30 protein-coding genes are annotated in these 25,846 nt (G+C 65.6%); 17 read left to right on the top strand and 13 right to left on the bottom strand.

Going from position 1 to position 25,846, the window contains the following annotated elements; translation table 11 throughout:
- Nucleotides 1-104: 104 nt before the first annotated feature.
- Nucleotides 105-1,382 carry an alanine racemase gene (gene alr, locus ACM43_RS37090; protein WP_271547272.1) on the bottom strand — a complete coding sequence of 426 codons (1,278 nt, stop codon included), beginning with the start codon at nt 1,380-1,382 and terminating at the stop codon, nt 105-107.
- A 54-nt stretch (nt 1,383-1,436) separates the two neighbouring features.
- A complete protein-coding gene (locus ACM43_RS37085) occupies nt 1,437-2,939 on the bottom strand; it encodes a replicative DNA helicase (RefSeq protein ID WP_271547049.1) in 1,503 nt (500 codons plus the stop codon).
- Nucleotides 2,940-3,489: 550 nt separating this feature from the next.
- On the opposite strand from ACM43_RS37085, the gene ACM43_RS37080 reads away from it, so the two are divergent.
- Nucleotides 3,490-3,696: a transcriptional regulator gene (locus tag ACM43_RS37080; RefSeq protein WP_271547047.1), complete on the top strand. Its 207-nt coding sequence runs from the start codon at nt 3,490-3,492 to the stop codon at nt 3,694-3,696.
- A 9-nt stretch (nt 3,697-3,705) separates the two neighbouring features.
- Here the strand turns inward: ACM43_RS37080 and ACM43_RS37075 are convergent, their stop codons facing one another.
- Nucleotides 3,706-4,956, bottom strand: coding sequence for an SAM-dependent methyltransferase (locus tag ACM43_RS37075; RefSeq protein WP_271547045.1), 1,251 nt, complete (start codon nt 4,954-4,956; stop codon nt 3,706-3,708).
- 274 nt (nt 4,957-5,230) lie between these two features.
- Between ACM43_RS37075 and ACM43_RS37070 the strand changes: the two genes are divergently transcribed.
- From ACM43_RS37070 to ACM43_RS37060, 3 genes are all read left to right on the top strand, one after another.
- Complete coding sequence (locus ACM43_RS37070; protein ID WP_271547043.1) at nt 5,231-6,079, top strand: hypothetical protein; 849 nt, start codon at nt 5,231-5,233, stop codon at nt 6,077-6,079.
- Between the two features lie 111 nt (nt 6,080-6,190).
- On the top strand, nt 6,191-6,787 hold the full coding sequence (locus ACM43_RS37065) for a TetR/AcrR family transcriptional regulator (RefSeq protein ID WP_271547041.1): 597 nt from the start codon (nt 6,191-6,193) through the stop codon (nt 6,785-6,787).
- Between the two features lie 11 nt (nt 6,788-6,798).
- A complete protein-coding gene (locus ACM43_RS37060) occupies nt 6,799-7,257 on the top strand; it encodes a PaaI family thioesterase (RefSeq protein ID WP_271547039.1) in 459 nt (152 codons plus the stop codon).
- A gap of 75 nt (nt 7,258-7,332) precedes the next feature.
- On the opposite strand, the gene rplI is transcribed toward ACM43_RS37060, so the two are convergent.
- From rplI to rpsF, 4 genes are all read right to left on the bottom strand, one after another.
- Nucleotides 7,333-7,932, bottom strand: coding sequence for a 50S ribosomal protein L9 (rplI, locus tag ACM43_RS37055; RefSeq protein WP_036000730.1), 600 nt, complete (start codon nt 7,930-7,932; stop codon nt 7,333-7,335).
- A 49-nt stretch (nt 7,933-7,981) separates the two neighbouring features.
- Nucleotides 7,982-8,959, bottom strand: coding sequence for a DUF2232 domain-containing protein (locus ACM43_RS37050; RefSeq protein WP_271547036.1), 978 nt, complete (start codon nt 8,957-8,959; stop codon nt 7,982-7,984).
- 134 nt (nt 8,960-9,093) lie between these two features.
- Nucleotides 9,094-9,333, bottom strand: coding sequence for a 30S ribosomal protein S18 (rpsR, locus tag ACM43_RS37045; protein WP_007592020.1), 240 nt, complete (start codon nt 9,331-9,333; stop codon nt 9,094-9,096).
- 5 nt (nt 9,334-9,338) lie between these two features.
- Nucleotides 9,339-9,806 (bottom strand): 30S ribosomal protein S6, encoded by a 468-nt coding sequence (gene rpsF / locus ACM43_RS37040; RefSeq protein WP_025035823.1) that lies wholly within the window; start codon nt 9,804-9,806, stop codon nt 9,339-9,341.
- Between the two features lie 350 nt (nt 9,807-10,156).
- Between rpsF and ACM43_RS37035 the strand changes: the two genes are divergently transcribed.
- From ACM43_RS37035 to gmk, 9 genes are all read left to right on the top strand, one after another.
- Entirely contained in the window at nt 10,157-10,861 is a 705-nt protein-coding gene (locus tag ACM43_RS37035) for a TetR/AcrR family transcriptional regulator C-terminal domain-containing protein (RefSeq protein ID WP_271547033.1), read from the top strand.
- Between the two features lie 3 nt (nt 10,862-10,864).
- Complete coding sequence (locus ACM43_RS37030) at nt 10,865-11,890, top strand: fatty acid desaturase family protein (RefSeq protein WP_271547031.1); 1,026 nt, start codon at nt 10,865-10,867, stop codon at nt 11,888-11,890.
- 188 nt (nt 11,891-12,078) lie between these two features.
- Nucleotides 12,079-13,038: an ACP S-malonyltransferase gene (gene fabD / locus ACM43_RS37025; RefSeq protein WP_271547030.1), complete on the top strand. Its 960-nt coding sequence runs from the start codon at nt 12,079-12,081 to the stop codon at nt 13,036-13,038.
- A 12-nt stretch (nt 13,039-13,050) separates the two neighbouring features.
- A complete protein-coding gene (gene fabG / locus ACM43_RS37020; RefSeq protein WP_025035827.1) occupies nt 13,051-13,788 on the top strand; it encodes a 3-oxoacyl-[acyl-carrier-protein] reductase in 738 nt (245 codons plus the stop codon).
- A gap of 312 nt (nt 13,789-14,100) precedes the next feature.
- Complete coding sequence (locus ACM43_RS37015) at nt 14,101-14,340, top strand: acyl carrier protein (RefSeq protein ID WP_008551805.1); 240 nt, start codon at nt 14,101-14,103, stop codon at nt 14,338-14,340.
- A 108-nt stretch (nt 14,341-14,448) separates the two neighbouring features.
- Nucleotides 14,449-15,714, top strand: coding sequence for a beta-ketoacyl-ACP synthase II (fabF, locus tag ACM43_RS37010; protein WP_128261997.1), 1,266 nt, complete (start codon nt 14,449-14,451; stop codon nt 15,712-15,714).
- 127 nt (nt 15,715-15,841) lie between these two features.
- Nucleotides 15,842-17,125 carry an endolytic transglycosylase MltG gene (gene mltG, locus ACM43_RS37005; protein WP_157284585.1) on the top strand — a complete coding sequence of 428 codons (1,284 nt, stop codon included), beginning with the start codon at nt 15,842-15,844 and terminating at the stop codon, nt 17,123-17,125.
- A 118-nt stretch (nt 17,126-17,243) separates the two neighbouring features.
- Nucleotides 17,244-18,131: a YicC/YloC family endoribonuclease gene (locus tag ACM43_RS37000; protein WP_157284586.1), complete on the top strand. Its 888-nt coding sequence runs from the start codon at nt 17,244-17,246 to the stop codon at nt 18,129-18,131.
- Between the two features lie 3 nt (nt 18,132-18,134).
- Entirely contained in the window at nt 18,135-18,794 is a 660-nt protein-coding gene (gmk, locus tag ACM43_RS36995; RefSeq protein ID WP_057028965.1) for a guanylate kinase, read from the top strand.
- Here gmk and ACM43_RS36990 read toward each other — a convergent pair.
- The gene (locus ACM43_RS36990; protein ID WP_271547024.1) at nt 18,727-19,941 is read right to left on the bottom strand and encodes a hypothetical protein; all 1,215 of its coding nucleotides are present in this window, start codon (nt 19,939-19,941) and stop codon (nt 18,727-18,729) included. The two genes, gmk and ACM43_RS36990, sit on opposite strands and share 68 nt — an antisense overlap.
- 267 nt (nt 19,942-20,208) lie before the next feature.
- On the opposite strand from ACM43_RS36990, the gene ACM43_RS36985 reads away from it, so the two are divergent.
- The 3 genes from ACM43_RS36985 to ACM43_RS36975 all read left to right on the top strand — a co-directional run bounded on the left by ACM43_RS36985 (nt 20,209) and on the right by ACM43_RS36975 (nt 21,733).
- Nucleotides 20,209-20,526, top strand: coding sequence for an ArsR/SmtB family transcription factor (locus ACM43_RS36985; protein ID WP_157284588.1), 318 nt, complete (start codon nt 20,209-20,211; stop codon nt 20,524-20,526).
- Nucleotides 20,523-21,008, top strand: coding sequence for an SRPBCC family protein (locus tag ACM43_RS36980; protein WP_157284589.1), 486 nt, complete (start codon nt 20,523-20,525; stop codon nt 21,006-21,008). Before ACM43_RS36985 ends, ACM43_RS36980 begins: the two co-directional genes overlap by 4 nt.
- 113 nt (nt 21,009-21,121) lie before the next feature.
- On the top strand, nt 21,122-21,733 hold the full coding sequence (locus ACM43_RS36975) for a cupin (RefSeq protein WP_271547022.1): 612 nt from the start codon (nt 21,122-21,124) through the stop codon (nt 21,731-21,733).
- On the opposite strand, the gene ACM43_RS36970 is transcribed toward ACM43_RS36975, so the two are convergent.
- Both ACM43_RS36970 and ACM43_RS36965 read right to left on the bottom strand, forming a co-directional pair.
- Nucleotides 21,721-22,422: a Crp/Fnr family transcriptional regulator gene (locus tag ACM43_RS36970; protein WP_271547020.1), complete on the bottom strand. Its 702-nt coding sequence runs from the start codon at nt 22,420-22,422 to the stop codon at nt 21,721-21,723. The two genes, ACM43_RS36975 and ACM43_RS36970, sit on opposite strands and share 13 nt — an antisense overlap.
- Before the next feature lie 17 nt (nt 22,423-22,439).
- On the bottom strand, nt 22,440-22,679 hold the full coding sequence (locus ACM43_RS36965; RefSeq protein ID WP_271547018.1) for a hypothetical protein: 240 nt from the start codon (nt 22,677-22,679) through the stop codon (nt 22,440-22,442).
- Between the two features lie 155 nt (nt 22,680-22,834).
- Between ACM43_RS36965 and ACM43_RS36960 the strand changes: the two genes are divergently transcribed.
- Nucleotides 22,835-23,572, top strand: a complete 738-nt coding sequence (locus ACM43_RS36960) for a Crp/Fnr family transcriptional regulator (RefSeq protein ID WP_271547016.1) — start codon at nt 22,835-22,837, stop codon at nt 23,570-23,572.
- 11 nt (nt 23,573-23,583) lie between these two features.
- Here ACM43_RS36960 and ACM43_RS36955 read toward each other — a convergent pair whose 3' ends face one another.
- From ACM43_RS36955 to ACM43_RS36945, 3 genes are all read right to left on the bottom strand, one after another.
- Entirely contained in the window at nt 23,584-24,303 is a 720-nt protein-coding gene (locus ACM43_RS36955; protein WP_271547014.1) for a Crp/Fnr family transcriptional regulator, read from the bottom strand.
- Nucleotides 24,304-24,461: 158 nt separating this feature from the next.
- Nucleotides 24,462-24,698 carry a hypothetical protein gene (locus tag ACM43_RS36950; protein ID WP_157284592.1) on the bottom strand — a complete coding sequence of 79 codons (237 nt, stop codon included), beginning with the start codon at nt 24,696-24,698 and terminating at the stop codon, nt 24,462-24,464.
- A gap of 75 nt (nt 24,699-24,773) precedes the next feature.
- Nucleotides 24,774-25,832, bottom strand: coding sequence for an alcohol dehydrogenase (locus ACM43_RS36945; protein ID WP_271547012.1), 1,059 nt, complete (start codon nt 25,830-25,832; stop codon nt 24,774-24,776).
- Nucleotides 25,833-25,846: the final 14 nt, after the last annotated feature.

The raw sequence follows: 25,846 nt of genomic DNA, 5'->3' as shown, positions 1-25,846 counted from the left end.
CCAGAAGGCGACACGGTGAACTGCTGAGATATGGGCTGCGGCTCTGCAGCGCACTACGCCGCGAAGTGCGGCGCACTGCGCTGCGTCCGGGGCACGCGCGCGTGTTAACTCGGCAGCGGCGGCAACGCCGACGGCTGTTCGATCGGCGGTGGGGAAGGCGGCTGCCCGGCGTTCGAGGCGGGCTCCGGCTTCGTCAGCGGCTCCTCGACATTGCCGCCCTTGTAGACGCGGGCATAGCGGCGGCCGAGGCTGGTCAGCACCTCATAGCCGATCGTGCCGAAATGGTGCGCGAGTTCGTCGACGGTGATGCCTTCGCCGAGCAGCGTCACCATGTGGCCGCGCCGCACCGCGTTCGGCGGCAGATCGGTGATGTCGATCGCGATCAGGTCCATGGAGATGCGGCCCGCGACAGGGCAGCGCTTGCCCGCCACGATGACATCGGCGCCGCGGGTGCCGTCATTGGAGCTGGCAGCGCGGAAATAGCCGTCGGCATAGCCGACCGCGATGATCGCCAGTTTCGTCGGCCGCCGCGCGGTCCAGGTGCCGCCATAGCCGACGGTATCGCCGCGCTCGATGCTGCGGATCTGCACGATGCGCGCCTTGAGGTCGACCACCTGCTGCATGGGATTGTCGGCCTCCGGCGTCGGGTTGACGCCGTAGAGCGCAGCTCCCGGCCGCACCAGGTCGAACTGGAAGGGCGCGCCGAGGAAGATGCCGGAGGAGTTGGCGAGCGCCGCCGGCACGCCTGTGAACTCACTGGCGATGCTGCGGAAGGCCGCGAGCTGTCTGGCATTGATCGGGCTGTTGAGCTGCTCGGCCGAGACCAGATGGCTCATCACCAGCGTGATGCCGTGATCGCCGGCGTTGATGCGGGGGATGATGGCCTGCGCTTCCGACAGCGTCAGCCCGAGCCGGTTCATGCCGGTGTCGATGTGAACAGCGGCGCCCCCGTTCCAGCCGGTGCGGCGGCAGAACACGTCCCATTCGGCGAGCTCGTTGAGATCGCCGATCACCGGACGGCAATTGATCTTGGCGTAGTGCTCGCCGGTGTTCTGGAAATAGCCGCCGAGCACGTAGATCGTGGGCTCCGGAACGGCGGCGCGCACCTTGCGCGCTTCCTCGATGGTGGCGACGAAGAAGGTCTTGCAACCGGCTTTGCTCAGGGCGCGCGACACCTGCTCGGCGCCGCAGCCATAGGCGTCGGCCTTGACCACCGCCGAACATTCGGCCGGCACCGCGATCTTCTCGAGCTTGCGCCAATTGGCGATGATCGCATCGATATCGACGGTCAGCACGCCGCCGAAGGCGGCGAGCGCGGCAGCCTGGTTGGCCTCCGGGGAGAGGGGGCCGGATTGCGGGATTGATTTCGGGGCGGACGCCATTGTCATGGCGTCGTTTTACGCAAGAGACCGGCCCCGTTCAACCCGGGGAACAATCTAGTAGTCGCTGCGGTCCGGCAGTTGGCCGTCATGCGCGAGGTCGCCGAAGCGCGTGACCGAGGCATCGAAGTGCAGCTCGACGGTGCCGGTCGGACCGTGGCGCTGCTTGCCGATGATGACTTCGGCGCGGCCGACCGTGCGTTCCATGTCGGCCTGCCATTTGGCATGCTCTTCGGTGCCGGGGCGCGGCTCCTTCATGGCGAGGTAATATTCCTCGCGGAACACGAACAGCACGACGTCGGCGTCCTGCTCGATCGAGCCGGATTCGCGCAGGTCCGAGAGCTGCGGCCGCTTGTCGTCGCGCGATTCGACCTGACGTGACAGCTGCGACAGCGCGATCACGGGGACGTTGAGCTCCTTGGCCAGCGCCTTCAGGCTGGTCGTGATCTCCGTGATTTCCTGCACGCGATTGTCGCTTCGCTTGCCTGAACCCGAGAGCAGCTGGATGTAGTCGATCACCAGGAGATCGAGGCCCTTCTGGCGCTTGAGCCGGCGCGCGCGCGCCATCAGCTGCGCGATCGACAGGCCGCCGGTGGCGTCGACGTAGAACGGCAGCGACTGCAGCTCGATCGAGACCTGCCGGATCTTCTCGAAATCGGCTTCCGTGATGCCGCCGCGGCGGATGTGGGAGGAGGGAATGCCGGTGCGCTCGGCCACGATACGCGTGGCGAGCTGGTCGGCCGACATTTCGCAGGAGAAGAAGCCGATCACGCCGCCATTGGCGGCCTTCATGGTGCCGTCGGCCTGAAGCTCCGGCACGTAGGCCTGCGCGACGTTGTAGGCGATGTTGGTCGCCAGCGACGTCTTGCCCATGCCGGGGCGTCCCGCGACGATGATGAGGTCGGAATGCTGCAGACCGCCCATCTTGGTGTCGAGGTCACGCAGGCCCGTCGAAATACCCGACAGCTTGCCGTCGCGCTGGAATGCCTTGGCCGCGAGATCGACCGCGACGGTGAGCGCCTGCGAGAATTTCTGGAAGCCACCATCATAACGGCCGGACTCGGCGAGCTCGTACAGCTTGCGCTCGGCATCCTCGATCTGCGCCCGCGGTTGGAAGTCGACCGGCGCGTCATAGGCGACGTTGACCATGTCCTCGCCGATGCCGATCAGGTCGCGGCGCAACGACAGATCGTAGATGGTGCGGCCATAGTCCTGGGCGTTGATGATGGTGGTGGCTTCGGCCGCAAGCCGCGCCAGGTATTGTCCGATGGTCATGCCGCCGACATCGGTATCGGCCGGCAGGAACGTCTTCAGCGTGACCGGGGTGGCGATCTTGCCCATCCGGATCAGGCTGCCGGCGGTCTCGAAGATGGTCTGGTGCAGCGGCTCGAAGAAGTGCTTGGCCTCCAGGAAGTCGGAGACGCGGTAGAAGGCGTCGTTGTTGACCAGGATCGCGCCCAGAAGGCTCTGTTCCGCCTCGATATTGTGCGGTGCGCTCCGATAGGCGGGAGTTCCGGCATCGGGCGCGAGTTTGAGAACGTTCGAATCAGTCAGTGCCATGGTCGGGCGTGCTTAGCAATTTTCTTGGGCGGATGCGGGGCCGGGATAAAGCGCCGCCGCAGGTCAAAGCGGAAGCAAAAGCTGACCGCTATCAACCGCTCAGTTAAAATGGTGGATGATTAGCAGCCGCAGCACGCGCCGCGCTTGACTGGATTTTGGCGGAACTCGCTCGGCGCAGAGGGCTGTGTCGCGCCGCGGAAAAATCCTGAAACCCGTGAACCCTGGGGGCTGACGCGCAGACCTATCGAGAGGCGCGCGAAATGACGCACGCTGACCGATTCGGCTCGGCCTCAGACCAGCAGGAGGTAGACCAGCGCAACCAGAGCCGCCCCAACGCCGGTGACGATCAGGGCGTAATCGGTGCGGAGGTCGTCCTGCACGTCAAATGAGGTTTGGGTCTCTTTGCTCATGGCGACGGTCTAGGCCAGGCCCGACCAGACTTCTGTGAAGCAGATCACATCTCCCCGGATTCTTTCGGGTGTCATGCCGGAACAGGCGGATGGGCAGGGGATTATCTCATTCCCCCGCCAACAGGGATACGAGGCGAGCGATGCAGCCAGAACGGCAGCACCAGAACTGGCAAAGCGAGGCAGGCAGCCGGCTTTGGCTGTCGGGGCTGATCGCGGCTATGAAGCACGCGGAGCGCCCCGAGGTGCGTCGCCAGCCGGTCGCACCCGAAATCCTGCTCGAATTGCGGGCGCAATTGGCGTTAACGGCATCATTCCGGACGTCCGGGATTTCGACGCTTCGTCACTAGGATCCGGACCTATTCACCAGCCAGCTTGAGCTTCGGCATGGCCGCGCCCTCCCGGGCCCGCAGCCGTGCTTCTTCCTGCGGAATATAGTCGCGGGTCATCGGCACCACGCCCTGGCGACGGGTGATCTGGATCTGGAAGTTCATCATGGCTTGCTTGCGGAACGTCATCTCGCAGGCCGCGAGGTAAAATTCCCACATCAAGGCGAAGCGCTCGTCGTAGAGCTGCACGGCTTCCTCGCGCCGCGCCATGAACCGCTCGCGCCAGGCCTTCAGCGTCTCTGCGTAGTGCAGGCGCAGAATCTCGATGTCGCAGACCAGCAGGCCCGCTCGCTCGATCGCCGGCAGCACCTCCGAGAGGGCGGGGATGTAGCCGCCGGGGAAGATGTATTTGGCGATCCACGGATTGGTCGAATCCGGTCCCTGCGAACGGCCGATCGAATGCAGCAGCATGATGCCGTCTTCCTTCAGCAGCTCGGCGCAGCGCTGGAAGTAGGCGTCGTAGAACCTCGCCCCGACATGTTCGAACATGCCGACGGAGACGATGCGGTCGAACGTACCTTCGACGTCGCGATAATCCTGGAGCTGGAATCTGGCCGAGCCCGTCAGGCCCTTTTCGGCGGCGCGCGCATTGGCGACCTGCAGCTGCTCGGTCGAGAGCGTGATGCCGGTGACGTCGGCGCCCGCGATCTCGGCGAGATAGAGCCCGAGGCCACCCCAGCCGGAGCCGATGTCGAGCACGCGCTGGCCATTGCCGACGAGAAGCTTCGCCGCGATGTGCCGCTTCTTGGCAAGCTGCGCGTCGTCCAGCGACATCTGGGGCGTCTCGAAATAGGCGCAGCTATATTGCTTGTCGGCATCGAGAAATAGCGAATAGAGCCGGCCGTCGAGATCGTAATGATGAGCCACGTTTTGACGGGAGCGCGGGCGGGGATTGAACTGCTTGAGGTGCCGCGTCAGGTAGCGCAGGTGCCACCACGGCTTTGCCCACTGCGGCAATGGGTCGGGTTGATCGAGCAGGATCGCGAGGGCATCAGCTATGGTGCCGCGCTCGACCACGAACTCGCCGTTCATGTAGGCCTCGCCCAGCCCCAGCTCGGGATTGACGAGGACCCTCCGCTCGGAGTCCGCAGTGACGAAGCGGACTGCGACCGGCTCGCCGGAGCCGTCGCCGACGGTGAACTTCGACCCGCTCGCGCTGGTCACCGTCAACGACCCGCGGCGGATGAATTGGGACAGAAATCGACGCAACAAACGGTCCATCGGCAATCCTCTCGAGCGAACCCGAAAGATGCGACTACCCGGCCTTTATAACTGACGCCCAGGCGCCGCAGCGGTTCCTATGCGTTTGCATTCAAATCTAGCGAGCCGGTTCCGGCTGCGCTATTGCACTGTGTTCAAAGTAGATATTCGAAAACCGCTTAATCACATCCTTGCGCGCGGACCTGCTTCCATTCGCGGCTCAATCGGTTAAAAGGTGACCGCCGCCGCGCCGGATGCCGGCTGCATTTGCGGAAATTCAACGGAGATGATGGGAATGTCGAGCCGAGCGCTCAGCCTCGCGACGGTGTTGCTTCTGATTGGCTTCGGTGCGGCTAATTCCGTTCTTGCGCAGGCGACGAATCTCGAGGCTGGCAAGACCCCGTCGCAGCTGTTCTCGCAGACCTGCAATGTCTGCCACAAGAGCCCGCGCGGGCTGCTGAAGTCCGTGTCGCCCGGCTCGCTGCCGGGATTCCTGCGCCAGCACTACACGACGAGTTCGGACATGGCGGGCGTCCTCTCCGCCTATCTGATCTCGAACGGTGCCACCGACACCCGCTATCAGGCCAAGGACGCCAAGAAGGACGGCGCCGCGCCTGAACAACAGGGTCGGCGCCAGCGCGCGCAGGATGCCGCGAGGCCGGACGGCGAGGGCGCTGCTTCTGCCGCCGAGGGTACGCGCCAGAAGCGTGCGGCGCGGCCGGCCGAGGAGGGTGCCAAGCCGGAGGGAGAGGCTGCGCCCGAGGCACGCAAAGGCAAGCGGCGCGCCAAGCCCGACACGGAGGAAGCCCCGAAGGTCGATGCCGCGGCGCCGGCGAGCGACGACAAGAAGAGCGAGCCGAAGCCGGAGCCCGTCAAGCCTGACAGCGCCAAGGTCGAGCCGCGCAGCGAGACGCCGGCGCTGCGGCCAGATCCGGTCCCGCAGGTGACGCCGGCCGCTCCAGCCGCCGCCAAGCCCGCTGAGCCGGCCGCGCCCAAGCCGGTGGAAGAGGCTGCTCCGAAACCTGCCGAGCCGGCCCCCGCGGCCAAGCCGCAGGAACAGGCGCCGCCCGCGACCGCTGCAGCCCCGCCGCCGCCGGCGCCGCCTGCGTCCTCCGGTCCGCCGGCGCCGCCGATCTCGCGCTAAGTCACCCGGATCTTTCGATCGACGATGCGAAGGCCGCGCCCATCCGCGGCCTTCGCATCGTCTTGACCGTCATTAGAGTAGTGCTCTAGAGTATTGCTCTAGGAGGCGCCCATGACGGCGAGCGTACGAGACGATCTGTTGGCGGCCGGCCTTGCCGTGTTCGACCGCGTCGGCTTCGAAGCCGCGACGGTGGCTGCGATCCGCACCCGCGCGCGGGCTTCCAACGGCAGCTTCTTCCACGTCTTCGGTTCGAAGAAAGAACTTGCCGGTGCGTTGTTTCTGGAGGTCCTGCGGCACTATCACGCCGCGATACTGGCTGCGCTCGATTCCGGCCCCGACGCCGAGCAGGGCATCGATCGCCTGATCCGGGCGCATCTCGACTGGATCGTCACCAGCCGGCGCGAGGCGCGCTACCTCTTCGAGATCTCGCGCAGCGAGTGGGGCGAAGACGTGCGCGACGCCCAGCGGGCGCAGAATGCGCGGCTTGCCGAAGGCATTGAGCGCTGGCGCGCGCCGCTTGTCGCAAGCGGCGAACTTCTCCCGATGACGCCGGTGATGTTCGTTAGCCAGCTGATCGGTCCGGCGCAGATTTTCTGCCGCGCCTATCTGTCGGGTCGCGAGCGCACCGATCCGCGCATCGAGGCGGACACGCTGATCGCCTGCGCCAATCGTGCGCTGAGGCCGTTCGATCGCATCAACAAGCAATAAGGGGAGATCGCATGCGGGCCGAAGCTGATCCGGAATTTGCGCCGATTGCCGAGCGCATCCACGCCAATATCGGCCGGCAGGGTTTCATGAACCTGGTCGGCGCCGAGCTCTCCGAATTGGCGCGCGGCACCTGCACCATCGCCGTGGAGCGCCGGCCGGAGCTGTTACAGCAGCACGGCTTCTTCCATGGCGGCGTCACCGCCTTCCTGGTCGACAACGCCACCACGATCGCAGCCGCCACGTCGCGCGGCCAGCCGGCGTTGACAGCGGAATACAAGCTCAATCTGCTGTCGCCTGCGGTCGGCGAAAAGCTGATCTGCCGCGCCCGGGTGATCAAGCCGGGCCGCCAGGTCGCGGTGGTCGCCGCCGACGTGTTCTGCGTCAGCGACGGCGTCGAGAAGCATACGGCCACCTCGATCGCGATGCTGAGCGAGGACGTCGTTGCGAAAACGAAAAGCCCGGCCGCGTGAGGCAGCCGGGCTTTGATCGGGATCGTCATCCGGGTCTGGTCTTGCAGACCGTCCCCGAATGACGAGTTCAGCTGCTTACTTCTCTTCCGCAGCCGGCGCCGGCGCGACCTCGTCGTGCTGGGCTTCCGGATCGAAGAACTCGCCGGCGGCGGCGATCGCCTCGGCGGCCGCGTCGCGATCCTCGTTGCGGGTCGATATGTCCTCGCCGCGGTTGATGCGCTCGGCCTCGTCCTGGCTGCGGGCAACCGTGACGGTGATCTCGACCTCGACTTCGGGATGAACGGCAACGGTGATCGAGTGCTTGCCGATGGTCTTGATCGGCGCGTCGAGCTGGATCTGCGGACGGGCGAGCGAAACGCCGTCGGCTTCGAACGCGAGCACGATGTCACGCACGTTGACCGAGCCGAACAGCTGGCCGGCTTCCGAGGCCTGGCGGATCACGATGATGTTCTTGCCCTCGATCTTCTCTGCGACCTTGGACGCCTCGGCCTTCGAGGCGAGGTTGCGCGCTTCGAGCTCGGCTTTCATGCCGTCATACTTGGCCCGGTTGTCGGCGGTGGCGCGCAGCGCCTTGCCGCGCTTGAGCAGGAAATTGCGAGCGTAGCCGTCGCGAACCTTCACGACTTCGCCCATCTGGCCGAGCTTGTTGACGCGTTCCAGCAAAATGACTTCCATATTCGTTCTCCTTTTGAAGTGCTCTCGAGGTTTCAGTTTCGGGTTGAACTCAGGGTGTAGGCAGTGGCGGCGGCTGCCGGCTGCGCAGGAAGCGTTCGCGCAAGCCGAACAAGGCATCCGCAAGCCCAAGAATCACCATCGCGACCACGGGCCATCCGAACACGACGACGGCGGCGTAGGTCGAGCCGAGCCAGAACGTGCGGCCGTTCAGCGCGAGCGTCAGCGTATGCAATACGGCGAAACCGGCCAGCGCATAACTCATCATCAGCGCGGCGGTGGCGATCTGCGCCACGATGCCAAGCAGCCCCCCGGTGAAGCAGAAGGCGAGGGAGATGCACAGCACCACCAGCGTCATCTGCGGCAGCTCGGTGGTCTTGAGGTCCGGCCAGGGACGGCGCAGCCGGCCCGACGTCGCGGTCACCTTGGCGCTGAGCCAGAGGTTGAGGGTGAGCGTCATCGTCGCGGCAATCGTGGCGGCGGCGGGTGCGATGCGCACCAGCGCGTCGACGAACTGGCTGGCTTCGCCCGAAGTTTGCGGGTCGGTGGCGCGCAGGAGGCGCGTCAGGCCACGGCGCAACGTGCCGATGATGGTCTCGGCGTCGGTCCCGAGCGTGAGCAAAGCGGCCATCGTGGTCAGCGTCGCGAAACCTCCAATCCAGAGCAGGATGCGGCCGACCGGGTACCACTCGACGTCCGGCTCCGCGGAGGGCGCGGTGCCGGTCGCAGACGCGGCGCTTCCCACCTGACGTCCGAGCAGGACGAGATGGCCGAGCCACCACGCCGGCAACGCGACGGTGACGGCGAAGGCGATGCAGTAGGGCAGGCCGAACAGGGCGCCAAGGCCGATCGCGGCAGCGATGCCGCCGAGGCTCGCGCAAAGCGGGCCCCAGCCGATCGCGGCGACCATCAGGGGGAGCGGAGCGAGATAGAACAGGACAAGCGCGATCAGCGCGCCCGAGATGATCGAGGCGAACATCAGGGCCGACGCAGCGCCGGCGATCAGGGCTATCAGTCCAAAGGCCATCATCAGCTGTCCCGCTCCCTTCGAGCGGTTAGAGGCGTCGCTTGCCCCAACCATCGGCGACCGGACGACCCGGAAGCCTTATGAGTTCGAAAAAGTCGCGACCGGCGGCGCAGCGTCCGCCGGTCGAATTGGTCGTATCAGCGAATGACGTAGGGCAGGAGGCCCAGGAAGCGCGCGCGCTTGATGGCGCGAGCGAGCTCACGCTGCTTCTTCGCGGACACCGCGGTGATGCGGCTCGGCACGATCTTGCCGCGCTCGGAGACGTAACGCATCAAGAGCTTGGAGTCCTTGTAGTCGATCTTCGGAGCATTGGCGCCCGTGAACGGGCAGCTCTTGCGACGACGGAAAAACGGGCGGCGTGCACCAGCTTCAGCCATGATTCTTACTCCCCATCCGTGGTTTCAGCTTCGTCGCGCGGACGGCGCGGACCGCGATCGCCGCGGAAACCGCCCTCGCGGTCGCCACGGAAGCCGCCTTCGCGCTCGCCGCGGAAGCCACCGCCGCGGTCGTCACGCTCGCGGTCGCGGTCGGCCTTGCGCATCATCGCGGACGGGCCTTCCTCGAGCTCCTCAACGCGGACGCTGAGATAGCGGATCACGTCTTCGCTGATGCGCTCCTGGCGCTCGATCTCGGCGATCGCCGCGGACGGCGCGTCGATGTTGAGCAGCACGAAGTGCGCCTTGCGGTTCTTGTTCATCCGGTAGGTGAGGGAGCGCACGCCCCAATTCTCGGTCTTGGTGATCTTGCCGCCGAGACCTTCGACGATACCGGTCATCTGCGCAGTCAGCTCTTCGACCTGCTGCGGGCTCGCGTCCTGACGCGCGAGAAAAACATGCTCGTAAAGAGGCATGGTCGTCCTTTCCTCATGTTGGCGCATCGCCCGGCGTCAAACCCTTAAGAGGCCTTCGGAAAGGACTCTGGGATCAAGCTCAGAAGGCGGAAACACGGGACGACGGGCCGACTGGCCCTGCCACATCAAAATCACGAATGATTTGCTGAGACCGTCCGTTCAGCTCCCGGCCGGGGTCTGCGGATGGGCGCCTTATACGGATTTTGGCCGGCTTTGCAAGGTGGCGGGGCATTTTCAAGCCGAGCCGGTCCGCCCCTCCAACGGGAACAAGAACCCCATCCTCCAATACCAAGATTCGGCTTGATCTATTTGTTTGTATATCATACAAATAAATCAGCGGAGAAGATCCTATGGCAGAAGCGTCGGCCGATGCGCCGCTCGAAGCGGCAGGCGACCCCAAGCACGCCGCGCGCGCGACGCGCTCGGCCGGCCGCAAGATGCGGTCACTGCTCCTGGATGCTGCGAGCCCGCTGTTTCGGGAGCGGGGGCTGTCAGGCACGTCGATTACCGACATCGCGGCCGCCGCGGACGCGTTCCCGAGCCAGATCACCTATTACTTCCGCACCAAGGAGGCGCTGTTTGTCGAATGCGCCTGCCGCGATCTGTTGTACCTGGCACGTGCCACCGAGCAGGCGGCGCTCAAGGCGCGGACGCCGGGGGAATACACCCATGCGCTGGCCGAGACCGTGACGGCGAACGATTCGGTCGCCTTCTTCGCTGAGGCGCTGACGCTGACGCGGCGTCGCCAGGATCTCGCGCCATTGGTGGAGCGCACCATCGAGCGCCTGCACAGCGAGGGTACGCGCGCTTATGCGGGGCAGGTCAAGCGGCACGGCTGGCGCTCGCTGCGCGCGCCCGACGAAAGCTCGCGGCGGTTCTGGGCCGTCGCCATCGGCGTCATTCTCGAGGGCTACGCGATGGGCCGCTCGCCCAAGGCGCTCTGCGCCGAGATGCTGCGCGTGCTGGGCGAGCAGGCGAAATCCACTGAAGACACCGGGCGCCTGCGTCTCGTCGAGGTGCGCGAGGCATCCGACAATTCGAATGGAAAGGGTTAGGCCATGACCGCGCTTCGCATGCGTGCCCGCGATTTCCTGACCGACGATCAATTGGCCGAGGTGCGCCAGCGCGCGACGTGGAAAGGCGCTGCGCTGATCGCGCACGCCTGGGCGCTGATCATTGCAGCCATCGCGCTGGTCGCATGGTGGCCCAATCCGCTCACCTATATCTTCGCCGTCGCCATCATCGGCTCGCGCCAGCTCGGCCTTGCGATCCTGATGCATGACGGCGCACATGGCTGCCTGTCCGCCGACGAGAAAACCAATCTGACGCTGAGCCAGTGGTTCTGCGCCTATCCGCTGTTTGCGGAGACGCGCAGCTACCGGCGCTATCACCTTCAGCACCATGCGCGCACCCAGCAGGAGGACGACCCCGACCTCGTGCTGTCGGCGCCGTTTCCGATCACGAAGCTGAGCTATCGTCGCAAGTTCATCCGCGATATCACCGGGCAGACCGGCTATCAGCAGCGCAAGGCGCAGTTGCTCAACGCGCTCGGGCCAAGGGACTGGTCATGGCGGCGACGCGCGGCGCATTTCTGGGAGATGCTTGGCCCGCAATGTGTGGTCAACGGGATCATGTTTGCCGCGCTCGCCGCGGCCGGCGTGTGGTGGGCCTATCCGCTGCTCTGGCTGGTGCCGCTCTTGACGTGGATGATGGTCATCACCCGCATCCGCAATATCGCCGAGCACGCCGTCGTCCCCGATAGCAGCGACCCCTTGCGCAACACGCGCACGACGCATGCCAATTTTCTCGAGCGCCTGTTCATCGCGCCGTATTACGTGAACTATCACCTCGAGCATCACCTTTTGTTCTACGTGCCCTGCTACAATCTGCCGAAGGTGCACCGGCTGCTGAGTGCGAGCCGGTACGCCGATCGCATGGAAGTGCAGCCGAACTACGCTTCGGTGCTGCGGCTGGCCACGGCAAAGCCGAACCGCGAGGATCGGCCGGGGCAATTGGTGAGCAGCGCGCGCCGCGCGCGGGCAGGAGCGGACGTCGATGCCAACCAGACCGCCGGCGGGTTTTGAGGGGCTTATTCCCCGTTGAATGCTGCTCCAGGTTCCCGTCTCGGCTTGACAGTGCGGCCCCGGACGGTGTCTACGGCCCCCTTTGGAGCATGATCCGGAACCATGGCCCAAGGAACCACGGCGTAAGGCCGGGCGTAAATCGGCTGCCGGTTCAGAACAGGGATCATGCCTGACAGCAGGGAGCGCCGATGACGGCTGCATTCACATTTCCTGGGCAGGGTTCCCAGGCTGTCGGCATGGGCAAGGCCCTGGCCGACGCCTTTCCGGTGGCGCGCGCCGTATTCGACGAGGTCGATGCCGCGCTCGGGGAGAAGCTGACGGCCATCATCTGGGAAGGTCCGGCCGAAACTCTCCAGCTCACCGAGAACGCCCAGCCGGCGCTGATGGCCGTGTCTATCGCGACCTTGCGCGTGCTCGAGGCGGAGGCTGGTTTTTCCGTGGGACGAGATGCTGCCTTCGTCGCCGGCCACTCGCTCGGTGAATATTCGGCGCTGGCGGCGGCCGGCAGCCTGACGGTTTCGGATACCGCGCGTCTGCTTCGCACCCGCGGTCTTGCAATGCAAAAGGCCGTCCCGGTCGGCGCCGGGGCGATGGCCGCGCTGCTCGGTCTCGACTACGAGGCCGCCATGGAAGTTGCGGGCGAGGCGGCGCAGGGGCAGGTCTGCCAGGCCGCCAACGACAATGGCGGCGGCCAGGTCGTCGTCTCCGGCGACAAGGCTGCGGTCGATCGCGCCGTCGAGATCGCCAAGGCCAAGGGCGCCAAGCGCGCGATGCTGCTGCCGGTGTCCGCCCCGTTCCATTGCAAGCTGATGCAGCCGGCTGCGGATGCCATGGCGGAGGCGCTGTCGAAGGTCACGATCAAGGCACCGGCCGCCCCGCTGGTGTCGAACGTGCTGGCGAGCGCCATCACCGATCCCGACGAGATCCGCCGCCGCCTGGTCGAGCAGGTCACCGGCACGGTGCGCTGGCGCGAGTCGGTGGCTTACATGGCGGGGCAGGACGTCACCCGCTTCTTCGAAATCGGCGCCGGCAAGGTGCTGACCGGTCTCGTCAAGCGTATCGCGGACGGCGCCGTCGGCATTGCGGTCGGCGGCCCGAACGATATTGCCGCCGCCAAGGATGCATTGGCCGCTGCGAAGCAGGCTTAAAGGAGCCCATCAATGTTCGATCTGACTGGCCGAAAGGCGCTCGTCACCGGCGCGACCGGCGGCATTGGCGGCGCGATCGCGCAGGCGCTGCACGCGCAGGGCGCCACCGTCGCCATTTCAGGGACGCGCAAGGAGGTGCTGGACGAGCTCGCCGGCAAGCTCGGCGAGCGCGCCCACGTGCTGCCCTGCAATCTCTCCAAGGCCGATGAGGTCGAGGCGCTGGTGCCCGCTGCGGAAGCGGCGATGGGCCAGGTCGACATTCTCATCGCCAATGCCGGCATCACGCGCGACAATCTCTTCGTGCAGCTTCGCGACGAGGACTGGGACGAGGTCATCAACGTCAATCTGACCGCGACCTTCCGCCTGGCGCGCGCCGCGACCAAGCTGATGATGCGCAAGCGCTTCGGCCGCATCGTCGCCATCACCTCGGTGGTCGGCGTCACCGGCAATCCCGGGCAGGGCAATTATACTGCGTCGAAGGCCGGCCTGATCGGCATGATCAAGACGTTAGGGGCCGAATACGCCAAGCGTGGCGTGACCGCGAACTGCATCGCGCCGGGCTTCATCAAGACGCCGATGACCGATGCGCTCAACGACAAGCAGCGCGAAACGATTCTCACCAAGGTTCCGGCCGCCCGCCTCGGGACGCCAGAGGACATCGCAGCGGCCGCCGTCTATCTGAGCTCGAACGAAGCAGCCTACGTCACCGGGCAGACCATCCACGTCAACGGCGGCATGGCCATGATCTGACGTCTCGTGCCGCGTCGCCTGTCACGGCGGTGCGGCATGCGGCAAACGGCCGTTTCCGGAGCGAAATGAGGCTTGTAGTCAAGGCAATTGAAGTATGATAACCGGACCTCCAACGGATGGGCAAAGAACGCCATTGCAGGTTTTTGAAACCCTGTATATTGGCGATGCGGAGCCTTTGGCCGTCGTTCGCCGGGGCCTCCATCGGTTAGGATGGGCCAAATCAAAGTTCGTAAGCGAAGGCAGTCAAACGACCACGACGGCTCGTATCGTCCCGGGGGGTCGGGTCTACAGGGAACAACACGAGGTTAAGCAATGAGTGACATTGGCGAGCGGGTTAAGAAGATCGTGGTCGAACACCTTGGTGTTGAACCCGAGAAGGTTGTCGACAACGCGAGCTTCATCGACGACCTCGGCGCCGACAGTCTGGATACCGTCGAGCTGGTGATGGCGTTCGAAGAGGAATTCGGTTGCGAGATTCCGGACGACGCTGCGGAAACGATTCTCACCGTCGGCGACGCTACGAAGTTTCTCGAGAAGAACGCGAAGAGCTAAGGCTCTTCAATTTCGCGGGGACAACATTGAAACCGGACGGGCCGCTTCGCAGCGGTCAGCCGGTTTCTTGTTATTGGCCGTGATTCTTTCGATGCGGAGTTTTCGGATATGAGGCGGGTTGTCGTCACGGGTCTCGGCATGGTCTCGCCACTCGGCTGTGGCGTCGAGCCGACCTGGAAACGCATCCTCAACGGCGAAAGCGGTGCGCGCAGGATCGAGAGCTTCGATGTCTCCGATCTGCAGACCAAGATCGCCTGCACGGTCGTGCGCGGCGACGGCTCGAACGACAGCTTCAATCCGGACAAGTGGATGGAGCCGAAGGACCAGCGTAAGGTCGACGACTTCATCATCTTCGGCATGGCCGCGGCCGGCCAGGCGCTCGACGACGCCAACTGGCATCCCGAGACCGAAGAGGACAAGTGCGCGACCGGCACCATGATCGGCTCCGGCATCGGCGGCCTCAACGGCATCGCCGACACCGCGATCCTGCTGAAGGAGCGCGGGCCGCGCCGGGTGTCGCCGTTCTTCATTCCCGGCCGCCTGATCAATCTCGCCTCCGGCTACGTCTCGATCGCCCACGGGCTGAAGGGACCGAACCATTCGGTGGTCACGGCCTGTTCGACCGGCGCGCATGCGGTCGGCGATGCCGCCCGCCTGATCGCGCTGGGCGATGCCGACGTGATGGTCGCGGGCGGCGCCGAGTCGCCGATCAGCCGCATCGGCATTGCCGGCTTCAACGCCGCGCGCGCGCTGTCGACCGGTTTCAACGAGACTCCCGAAAAGGCCTCGCGTCCCTACGATAAGGACCGCGACGGCTTCGTGATGGGCGAGGGCGCCGGCGTCCTCGTCCTGGAGGAGCTGGAGCACGCCAGGCGCCGCGGCGCGAGGATCTATGCCGAGGTGATCGGGTACGGCCTGTCGGGCGATGCCTATCACATCACCTCGCCGTCGCCCGACGGCGATGGTGGCTTCCGCAGCATGTCGGCCGCGCTCAAGCGCGCCGGGCTGACGCCGTCCGATCTCGATTACATCAACGCGCACGGTACCTCGACGCCGCTCGGCGACGAGATCGAGCTCGGCGCGGTCGAGCGTCTGCTCGGCAACGCCGCCTCCAAGGTCGCGATGTCCTCGACCAAGTCGTCGACCGGCCATCTGCTCGGCGCGGCCGGTGCGATCGAAGCGATTTTCGCGATTCTGGCGATTCGCGATAATGTCGTGCCGCCGACGATCAATCTCGACAATCCGTCGGTCGAGACCGCGATCGATCTCGTGCCGCACAAGGCGAAGCAGCGTGAGGTCAACGTCGCGTTGTCGAACTCTTTTGGTTTTGGCGGTACCAATGCGTCGGTGATCGTCCGGCGCCTAGTCAGTTAGTTTGTGTTTGAGACGAATCCACCGTTTTGCCGTATTCGGCGATAGTCATGGACGTGGGCGCGTGCGTTTTTGGCAGGGCAAGCGATTGTCGGGCCGCTATTGAACCGGCAGGATTCAGGTTGTTTCGATGAGTGAAAGGCCGCCCATTTCACCCCGGAGTCCGCGGGCCGCGCTCGAGCCCGAGCAACTTCCGCCGCCGCCCAAGCGGTCGGACCGCGCGCGCAATCCGTTCGTCGTCGTCGGCAACGCCATCATCACCCTTCTGCTGATCGCCATGCTCGGCGCCGGCGGCGTCTATTATTACGGCCGCCAAGTGCTCGAGGCGCCCGGACCGCTGAAGGAGGACAAGATCGTCAACATCCCGCAGCGTGCGGGCAAGCGCGACATCGCCGAGACGCTGAACCGGGAAGGCGTGACCGACGTCAATCCCTGGGTGTTCATCGCCAGCGTCGCCGCGTTGAAGGCGAGCTCGGACCTCAAGCCGGGTGAGTATTCCTTCCAGAAGAACGCCTCGCTGCGCGACGTCATCGGCACCATCGTCGAGGGCAAGGTGGTGCAGCACGCCGTGACGATTCCCGAAGGCCTGACCTCCGAGCAGATCGTGGCGCGGCTGTCCGACAACGACATCTTCACCGGCAGCGTGCGCGAGCTGCCGCGCGAAGGCACGCTGCTCCCGGAGACCTACAAATTCCCGCGCGGCACCCCGCGCGAGCAGGTGGTCCAGCGCATGCAGCAGGCGCACAAGCGTGTGCTGTCGGAGATCTGGGAGCGCCGCAATCAGGACATTCCGGTCAAGACGCCGGAGCAGCTGGTCACGCTGGCGTCCATCATCGAGAAGGAAACCGGCAAGGCGGACGAGCGCAGCCGCGTCGCCGCGGTGTTCGTCAACCGGCTGAAGCAGCGGATCAAGCTGCAGTCCGATCCGACCATCATCTACGGCATCGTCGGCGGCAAGGGAACGCTGGGCCGGCCGATCAAGCGCAGCGAGATCACGCAGCCCTCGCCCTACAACACCTACGTGATCGACGGCCTGCCGCCGGGCCCGATCTCCAATCCGGGCCGCGCCTCGCTCGAAGCTGCCGCCAACCCGGCCCGCACCCGCGACCTCTATTTCGTCGCCGACGGCACCGGCGGGCACGCCTTCACCGAGACCTACGACGCGCACCAGAAGAACGTCGCCAAGCTCCGCGCGATGGAGAAGCAGATCCAGAACGACACGGTCGAGCCGCCCGAGGACGCGCAGCCGCCGGCGGCTGCCGGGCCCGGCGCCGCTGACGCGCCGACTGCGACCACGCCGGCACGGCCCAATCAGCAGAAGAAGCCGCCGGCGGCGCGCCCGGCTGGTCCCGCCAATTCTGCACCGGCGCGGCAGGGCGCGGTGCAGGGCTCGCCGCCAGTGGTCCAGCGCTAAAAGCCCGCGCGCAGACCAGCTGGCGGGCATTACGCATTCCACTTTCCGGCAAAATAGTCTTAAGATTCGCGTGGCTTGATAGCCTCGCGAATCCCGTGTTCCTGGAGAATTTGAACTGATGGCGCTGTCGTCCATGACCGGCTTTGCGAGATGCCACGGCGCGAGCGGGCCGTATACGTTCGAATGGGAGTTGAAGTCGGTCAATGCCAAGGGCTTCGACTTGCGCGTTCGGCTGCCGCAGGGGTTTGACGAGCTCGAGGCCCATGCCAAGAAGCGCGCGGGCGAGCTGCTCTCGCGCGGCACCGTCTATGCCAATCTCACCGTCAAGCGCACCAATGCCGCCGCCACCGTCCGCATCAACGAGGACGTGCTCAACGCGGTGCTGAAGGCCGCCGCGCTGATCTCGGGGAAGGTCGACGCGGTGGCGCCGAGCATCGACGGCCTGCTCGCCATCAAGGGCGTCGTCGAGGTCGCCGAGCCCGAGGGCGACGAGGAGGAGGACAAGGCGGCGCGCGCCGCGGCCGCCGAGGCCTTCGACAAGGCGCTCGACGAGCTCGTCGCGATGCGCAAGCGCGAGGGCACTTCGCTTGGGCAGATCCTGACCCAGCGCGTCGACGAGATCGAGCAGCTGGCGAAGAGAGCGGAGGCCGCGCCCGGCCGCAAGCCGGAGGCGATCAAGGCGAAGCTCGCTGAGCAGATCGCAGCGCTGCTCGATACCTCCGACCGTTTCGATTCCGATCGCCTGATGCAGGAGGCGATCCTGATCGCCACCAAGGCCGACATCCGCGAGGAGCTCGACCGCATCGCCTCCCACATCGCGCAGGCGCGCGAGCTGATCGGCAAGGGCGGCCCGATCGGGCGCAAGCTGGATTTCCTGGCGCAGGAGTTTCACCGCGAGGTCAACACCTGCTGCTCGAAGTCGAACGACATCGAGTTGACCAACACGGGCCTCGCCATGAAGAACGTGGTCGAGCAGTTCCGCGAGCAGGTGCAGAATCTGGAGTGATCCATGACGACGGGCGGTCACGGAACTGACGGTGTCGAGCGGCGCGGATTGATGTTCGTGCTGTCCTCGCCATCAGGCGCGGGCAAGACGACGCTGTCGCGCATGCTGATCGACCGGATGCCGGGCTTGAAAATGTCGGTATCTGCGACCACGCGCGCGATGCGGCCGGGCGAGGTCAACGGCAAGGACTATACGTTTGTCGACAAGGCGACGTTCGATGCCATGGTGAAGGCCGACGAACTGCTGGAATGGGCGACGGTGTTCGACAACAACTATGGTACGCCGCGCGGTCCCGTGGATGCGGCGTTGTCGGCCGGCCAGGATGTGCTGTTCGACATCGACTGGCAGGGCACCCAGCAATTGAAACAGAAGGCGCGCGCCGACGTCGTCAGCGTCTTCATCCTGCCGCCCTCGGCGGCCGACCTCGAGAAGCGCCTGCACTCGCGCGCGCAGGATTCCGACGAGGTGATCCGCAAGCGCATGAGCCGCGCCAGCGACGAGATGAGCCACTGGGCCGAGTACGACTACATCGTGATCAATCACGCGGTCGACGAAGCCTTCGCCGAGGTGCAGTCGATCCTGAAGGCGGAACGGCTCAAGCGCGAGCGGCGGATTGGCCTCGTAGGCTTCGTGCGAAGTTTGCAAGGTCAGCTTCAAGGTTAGGCCGCGACAGGCGCGGCCCTTGCTTGGCCAGCTGTTCCAGCATCGTCGTGATGACGTCGACGTCGACCGCATCGGCGTCCCGACCCGCCGGCGCGTCATCGTGAGCCTTGCCGCTCTCGACAGCGGCGAGCTTGGGCGCTGCGGCGACGGGCTGGAATATCTTCTCGACCGTCTCGTTCTCGACCTTGTTGCTTCTGGTCTCGACGGGTTCTGCGGCCGGATTGGCGGCAAGTTGCTTGCGCGCGTCGATCAGCTCGATCTCGCGGCCGATCGCAGCGAGTTTCGTCACTTGTTTTGTCGGTTGCGGACGTGCTGCATCGAAATCGATCGGGCGCGGCGGCTGGGCGGCGGCCGGTGGTGAATCCCGCCAGGGCGCGTGGCTTCCGTCATGGTCCTGCGGCGCCCAATCGTCCCAATGCCCGCGGCGGTCGGCGGCCTGGGCGCGGACCCGTCCGCCGGCGAAGCGGTAGATGACGCTGGCGAGGATGCCAGCAAGCGCCAGCGCACCGCCGATCACGAGCATCAGCATTTGCAGCGAACCGCCGGACTTGTCAGTCGTGCCATCGGCCGCGGGCGGGAGCGGAGCAGGGGATTTTGACGGCTTCGCGTTTGGCTGCGCGGCTGCTGCAAGCGTGGTTGGCGCCGGCTGAGGCGCTGGGGCGGTGGACGCTGTGGAGGCCTCGGGCCAGCGCGCGGTCACGGCCGGCTGCTGCGCGTTGGTTTCGGCGACGCTGCTCGGCTGCGGCGCGACCGCGGGTGCATTCGCCGCGGCCGGCGCGGGCGCGGCCATGTTCGGCGTGCCCGCTGCGGCACTCGTCTGCGGCGCGATATATTCTGCGCGCGCGTTCTGCACGGCCTGCGGCGATGCTGCGTCCGGCTCGGACGTATCGGTCGTCGCCTGCGCGGTCTGTGCGGCTTTGCCGCCTGCGGCGCGCAGATACCAGCACTTGCGCTTCGTTGTGCGATCGAGGCGGTAGTACCAGTGCTGGCCCTGCGGCGCGGCATCCTTCGGCGAAGCCAGGCAGTCGGGCGCCGCATTGGCCGTGCTCGATGGTGTCGGCGCGTTCTGTGATACCGCGGCCAACGGCGCGCCCGCAAGAATGCTGGCGACGAGGGTCGAAACGAACTTTGCGGTGCGGTTGCCCATCCTGGTCTCCCGGTTACGCATGACGCAACTCTTAACGACCCCTTTGTCATCAAAGACTTGGGTGGCAATGAGCCGCAAATCCGGAGAGGATGTGGCTTGAATCGGGCCCGCGCGGCGTTCGTTCCGCCGCCGGATAAGACTTTCCAACGCCACGATCAGAGTTCCATGCCACGACCTGAGCCGATTGACACGATAATAAGTTCATACTAATCATTAGTCATAACTTATTATAGGTCGAGCAAGCGGGGCATCGGGCGGTGAGTGGCTATGGCTAAAGACAGCGCACAACTGGCCGCACTCGGCGATCCCACCCGCAGGCGGATCTTCGAGCTTGTCGGCGCACGGCCACGCACCGTCGCTGAGATCACGCGACAGCTGCCGGTGTCCCAGTCGGCCGTCTCGCAGCATCTCAAGGTGCTGCGCGAATCCCGCTTGGTTCGTGCAGAGCCGAAGGGCGCCAGCAACGTCTATTACGTCGACCCGGCGGGGCTCGGACAGATGCGCGCCTGGCTCGACCGGTTCTGGAGCGACACGTTGGCCGCTTACAAACTAGCCGTCGAAAAACCACCGGAGGGATCCAGATGAACACACGTGTATCGATTGCGCCCGTAAAGCATGCCATCGTCGTCGAGGCGCCGATCGAGCGCGCGTTCAAGGTCTTCACCGAGGACTTCGGCAGCTTCAAGCCGCGCGAGCACAATCTGCTCGCCGTTCCCATCGCAGAGACCGTATTCGAACCTCGTGTAGGCGGAAGCATCTATGATCGGGGGATCGACGGCAGCGAATGCCGCTGGGCGCGCGTATTGGCGTTCGAACCACCCAATCGAGTCCTCTTGAGCTGGGACATCAGCCCGCGCTGGCAAATCGAAACCGATCCCGCCAAGACCAGTGAATGGGAGGTCCGGTTCATTGCGGAGACACCGAGCCGGACCCGCTTGGAGCTGGAGCACCGTCACCTCGATCGGCATGGCGAGGGCTGGGAAGGCGTCCGCAGCGGCGTTGACAGCGATCAGGGTTGGCCGCTCTATCTTCGGCAGTTTGCCGAGCGGATTGCCGGCGAGCGTTGACGCGCTTCCTTCCAATGCCGCGCTCATGATGAGGAGAGGCCCTGTCGGGCGCTCCGATCGGGCCCGGAAACTTCTCGCCTCCGCAGCCGTTATTTCGCGGCTGAGGAGGCGACATGCCGGTCAAGGATCAGATCAAGAACTTCGCCAAGAAGCTGGTGGAGGAGCAGCCCGATGCGGCGACGCTGCGGGGGCTGGTGCGGGCCCGCAAGCCGACCGTTATGCACTTTCGCGACGACGGCATCGTGCCGAACCATCCGCGCTTCCCGGCGCTGCTCTATCGCGGCGCGGTGAAGCTGAACGGTCGGCGCTTTCCGCCCGAGGTCGTCATCGACACGCTGTTCGACACCAACGGCTGGGGCCGGTCGTGGCGCGACACCGTGTACGACTTCGTCCACTATCATTCCCAGATCCATGAAGTGATGGGCGTGGCGCGCGGCACGGCGAGGATCGAGTGCGGCGGGATCAAGGGCCGCATCCTGAAACTGAAGGCCGGGGACGTGCTGGTCCTGCCCGCGGGCACCGGCCACCGGCTGATCGAATCCAGCCGGGACTTTATGGTCGTCGGCGCCTACCCGCAGGACGGCACCTATGACGAGTGCACCGACACGCGCCAGCGTCCCGACGCGGTCAAGCGCATCGCGAAGGTCCGCAAGCCGAAGACGGATCCCGTGCTGGGGAGCGGTGGACCGCTGCTCGCCGCGTGGCGGTCCGCTCAGCTCAGATAATCAGGCGTGAAATCCGCAAGTCTGCGCAGCTCGTCGGGCTGCAGCAGCTCGATCTCGCTGCCGTCCCAGGCGATCAACCCGCGATGCCTCAGCTCCTGAATGGTGCGGTTGACGTGGACGATGGACAGGCCACAGGCGTCCGCGACGTGGCGTTGCGTCATCGGCATCTGGAAGCAGTTGCGCTTGACGAGGCCGACGATCTCCAGCCTTGCCGCGAGCTCGCAGATGAGGTGCGCTACCTTGGGCAGCGCCGCCTGTGCGCCGAGGCGGGCGATCCATTGCCGCGAGATGGCCGCGTCGATCAGCGTCTCGCGCCAGAAGGCGTGGGTCAGGTGGATCGAGCTGTCGAGCAGCTGGCGGAGCTGGCTGTGGGCGACGGTGCCGACGATGGTCGGGCCGAGCGCCACGAGGTCCGCGTCCATCGGCGTGACCAGCAGCGTGTGCAGGCAGGGCATGTCGCCGGGAACATGGAAGGAGAGGGTCTGGTTGCGGTCGCCGACGATGCGCGACTGGTAAAGGAAGCCGCTGACGACGAACACGCAGCGGGTCGCGGCCTCACCCTGGCGTAGCACGATCTCGCCATCCGCGACCTGGCGCAGCGTGGACGGCAAGTCCGCGATCTGCCGGCGCTCGTCCTCGGACAGGCCTTCGATCACCTGGAGACGGGCGATGAATTTCGAATGTGGCATGAGCCTCGCGTGCCGCTTCAGCCGTCCCGCGGCACGGACGCCTCGGCCAGGCGACGCGACAGTTTCGCAAGCGTCCAGTCGGAAACCGGCACGGAGCGGAACTCGCGGATGGCGCGAGCGAGCTCCTGATCCGACATCGGCCGAACCGGCTCCCTCAGTGTTCCCTTCAGCAAGGCATCTCTAATGCTGTCCAGATGCTCGCAGGCATCGGATGCGAACAGGCGCCGGATGCGTTCCAGGAGAGTGGTGCTTTTCATATGAAGGCCGGCCGTCCGAAATCGGGGGAATGGCGTGGCTGCGATCGATGCGTCGCAAGCCGGTTAGCAACCTGTGCTTCCGATCTGCGTTCTAGTCCGCTGAACGCAAGCCGGACGTATCATTTGATAGAACCGGCGAGATTTTTGGCCGCCCCATGGAAAGAGCTCACGACGTGCTGATACGGAACCTCGGCGAGCACACGGTGCTCGTAGAGGAGGATATTGCCGAGATTCGCGCGTTGACCTTCATGCTGCGCGATTACGCACCCAATGAGGATTTCATCCGTCAAGGCGACGAGCCCGAGCATTCCGCTTTGGTCGTCTCCGGCATGGTTGCCCGCTATCACCTGCTCGGCAGCGGGCGGCGGCAATATCTGGCGTTCCACCTCACCGGCGATCTTCCGGATGCGCAGGGGCTGTTCATCGATCAGATGGATCACGGGCTCAGTGCGCTCGGGCCGGCGTCGGTTGCGTTCATCCCGCACCGCGAATTGTTCATCGCGTTCCGACGGAGGCCGACCTTCGGGCTCGCAGTCTGGCGCGAGACGCTGCGCGACGCCGCGATCTTTCGCGAGGCCATCACCAACAACAGCGCCCGGCCGATGCAGACGCGCATGGCGCATTTGTTTTGCGAGCTGTTCTACCGTGCCCGCGCGGCGCAGCTGGTGCGCGGCAATCGCTGCCGCATGCCGATTAGCCTCGCACAGCTCGGCGAGACGCTCGGCATGGCAATCGCGACGGTGAATCGGACGCTCGCAGATATCAGGCGCAGCGGCGCGATGGATCTTCGCGACGGCGAGCTGGTCGTGCTGAAATGGCGCGAGCTGCAGCGGCTCGGCGATTTCAGTCCGGCCTATCTTCATCTGAAGCGGCAGTCGCCGCGTCAGGCGTGATAGAAGAGGCATCAGCCCTCCGCGGTTGCCGCTCCACCACGTACCTCGTCGAAATGCTTCTTCACCCAATCGTTGCAGCAGCAGGCTCTCGCCTCGAGCGCTGCTGCGTCGAGGATCAGGATGGCGCCGCGGCGGGTCGCGAGGATGCGCCGCGCCTTGAACATCTGGATGACGCGGCTGGCATAGCTGCGGGAGACGCCCAGCATGCCGGCGAGCTGCTCGTGGGTGAGCGGAATCTCGGCTCCGCCGATATGTTCCTGCGCGGACATGATCCACTTGGCGGCACGCTGCTCGATCGAATGCGCTGCGTTGCAAGCCGCAGTCTGCAAGAGCTGCGCGAACTGACAGTCGGCGTAGCGCGCGAAGGCGTCCTGGAGCGTCGCCGACCTCGGCTGCGCCTGCTCGAGCGCGCGCAGCGGCAGCCGCATCAGGGTGCCGCCGAGCTTCACGATCATGCGCGAATAGGCGAGCGAAGGGCTTCGGCCGGCGGCGATGCCCACCGCACCCTCGCGCCCCACCAGCAGGCTTTCGACCTCGCGGTCGTCCTCGACCGGCACGGCGAACGACACCAGCGCGGGACCGCATGGAAAATGGACCGCGGCGACGTCGTCGCCGGCGTGATGCAGGACGTGGCTCGCCTCGACTTCAATCGGCTGGAGGTGAGGCGCGAGCAGTTCGAAATCCTGATGATTGAGCTGCCGGAGCAGATCGTTCTGGGGCCGACCGGTCACATTGTGTTCTCTTGGGCGGGCCGGGAATCGGCGCCAGCGGCAAACCTACGTTTCCGCGGCGGAACCGACGGTTCCAAAGTGCACACAACGGACGTTCGAACGTTGAAAACTAGAGTACGGCGTCGCGGCTTCAGCGGGCTGGACGGCAGCGAGGATCGTCAGCCGCAGCGGATTTCGCGATCCTCCCTCAGTCGGCCCTGTGACGCGGCGGCGCGGTAAGCGTCGATCGCCCGGTTGGCGAGCATCAATTGCCGGCGCTCACCGGTTCGAAGCTGGGCCTCGATGGCGTCGAGCAGGAAGTTCGCGCTCGCGTCCGGCGGCCCGAGCTCGCCGCTCTTCTCCAGGCAGCTCCAGGCGATGAAGAATGCGCTTTCGACGGTGCAACGGATCGACATGCGCAGCCAACGCGGCGCGGCCGCAGGCGTTCCGTGCGGCCGGGCGAGACTTGCGTCGGACCCGCCGCGCCGCGGTCAGTTCTTCAGGACGATGCGGCCGACGACCTTGCCGGCACGCAATTCGTCGATCCACTTCTGCACGTCGCCCATCGGCTCCTCGCGCATCGGCGTCGGCTTGATCTTACCGGCGCGGGCGAGCGCCATCAACTCGTGAGCCTCCGCGAGCGTGCCGACCATGAAACCTTCGATGGTCATGCGCTTGTAGACCCATTGCACCATCGGCAGCGTGAACTGGCCGCCCATCAGGCCGGAGACCACGATCTTGCCGCCGCGCGCGGCAACCGCGACGGCAAAGGCCATCGACTTCTCGTTGCCGGCGAAATCGACGATCTCGTCGAAGCCGCCTTCGGTCTCTTTCAGGATGCGCTTGATCACGTCGGGCTCGGCCGGATCGTAGGCGACAGCGGCACCGTTCTTGAGTGCGGTCTCGCGCGCGGCCGGCGAGAGGTCGGCGACCGTGATCGGCTGCTTGAACATCGCCTGCGCGAACGACAGGCCCATCATGCCGACGCCGCCGAGGCCGATCAGCAGCAAATTGCGCTGGCGCGGACGGTCGACCAGGCGCTTGAGCGCGCCATAGGCGGTGACGCCGGAGCACATCAAGGTCGCGGCCTGGTTGACGGGCAGGGGATCGTAGTCGAGCAGATATTTGGCGTCGGGGACCAGAACGTGGGTGGCGAAGCCGCCGTCGATGGAGACGCCGAGGAAGCGTTGCTTCACACAAAGGTTCTCGTCGCCATTGGCGCAGTCGCGGCACTGGCCGCAGCCGATCCACGGAAACACCGCCTTCTGGGCGCCGACGAGGCTCGCCGGAACGTCGGGGCCGACCTCGTCGACGACGCCGGCGATCTCGTGGCCGAGCGTGAAGGGCAGCGTCATGCCGCGCGTGGTGTCGAGCTTCTTGCCGCCGCCGAGATCGGCATAGCCGTCCTGGATGTGGAGATCGGAATGGCAGAGACCGCAGCGCTCGATGCGGACCAGGACCTCACGGCCTTGCGGCTTGGGCGTCTCGACGATGGTCTCACACAGCGGCGCATCGAACTTGACCAGGGACTGCCGACGCATCAACGCCATTTTCTTTCCTCCGG

The organism is Bradyrhizobium sp. CCBAU 45321, assembly GCF_028128975.1.
GTDB lineage: Bacteria > Pseudomonadota > Alphaproteobacteria > Rhizobiales > Xanthobacteraceae > Bradyrhizobium > Bradyrhizobium yuanmingense.
This window is presented reverse-complemented; position numbering and strand designations above follow the sequence as displayed.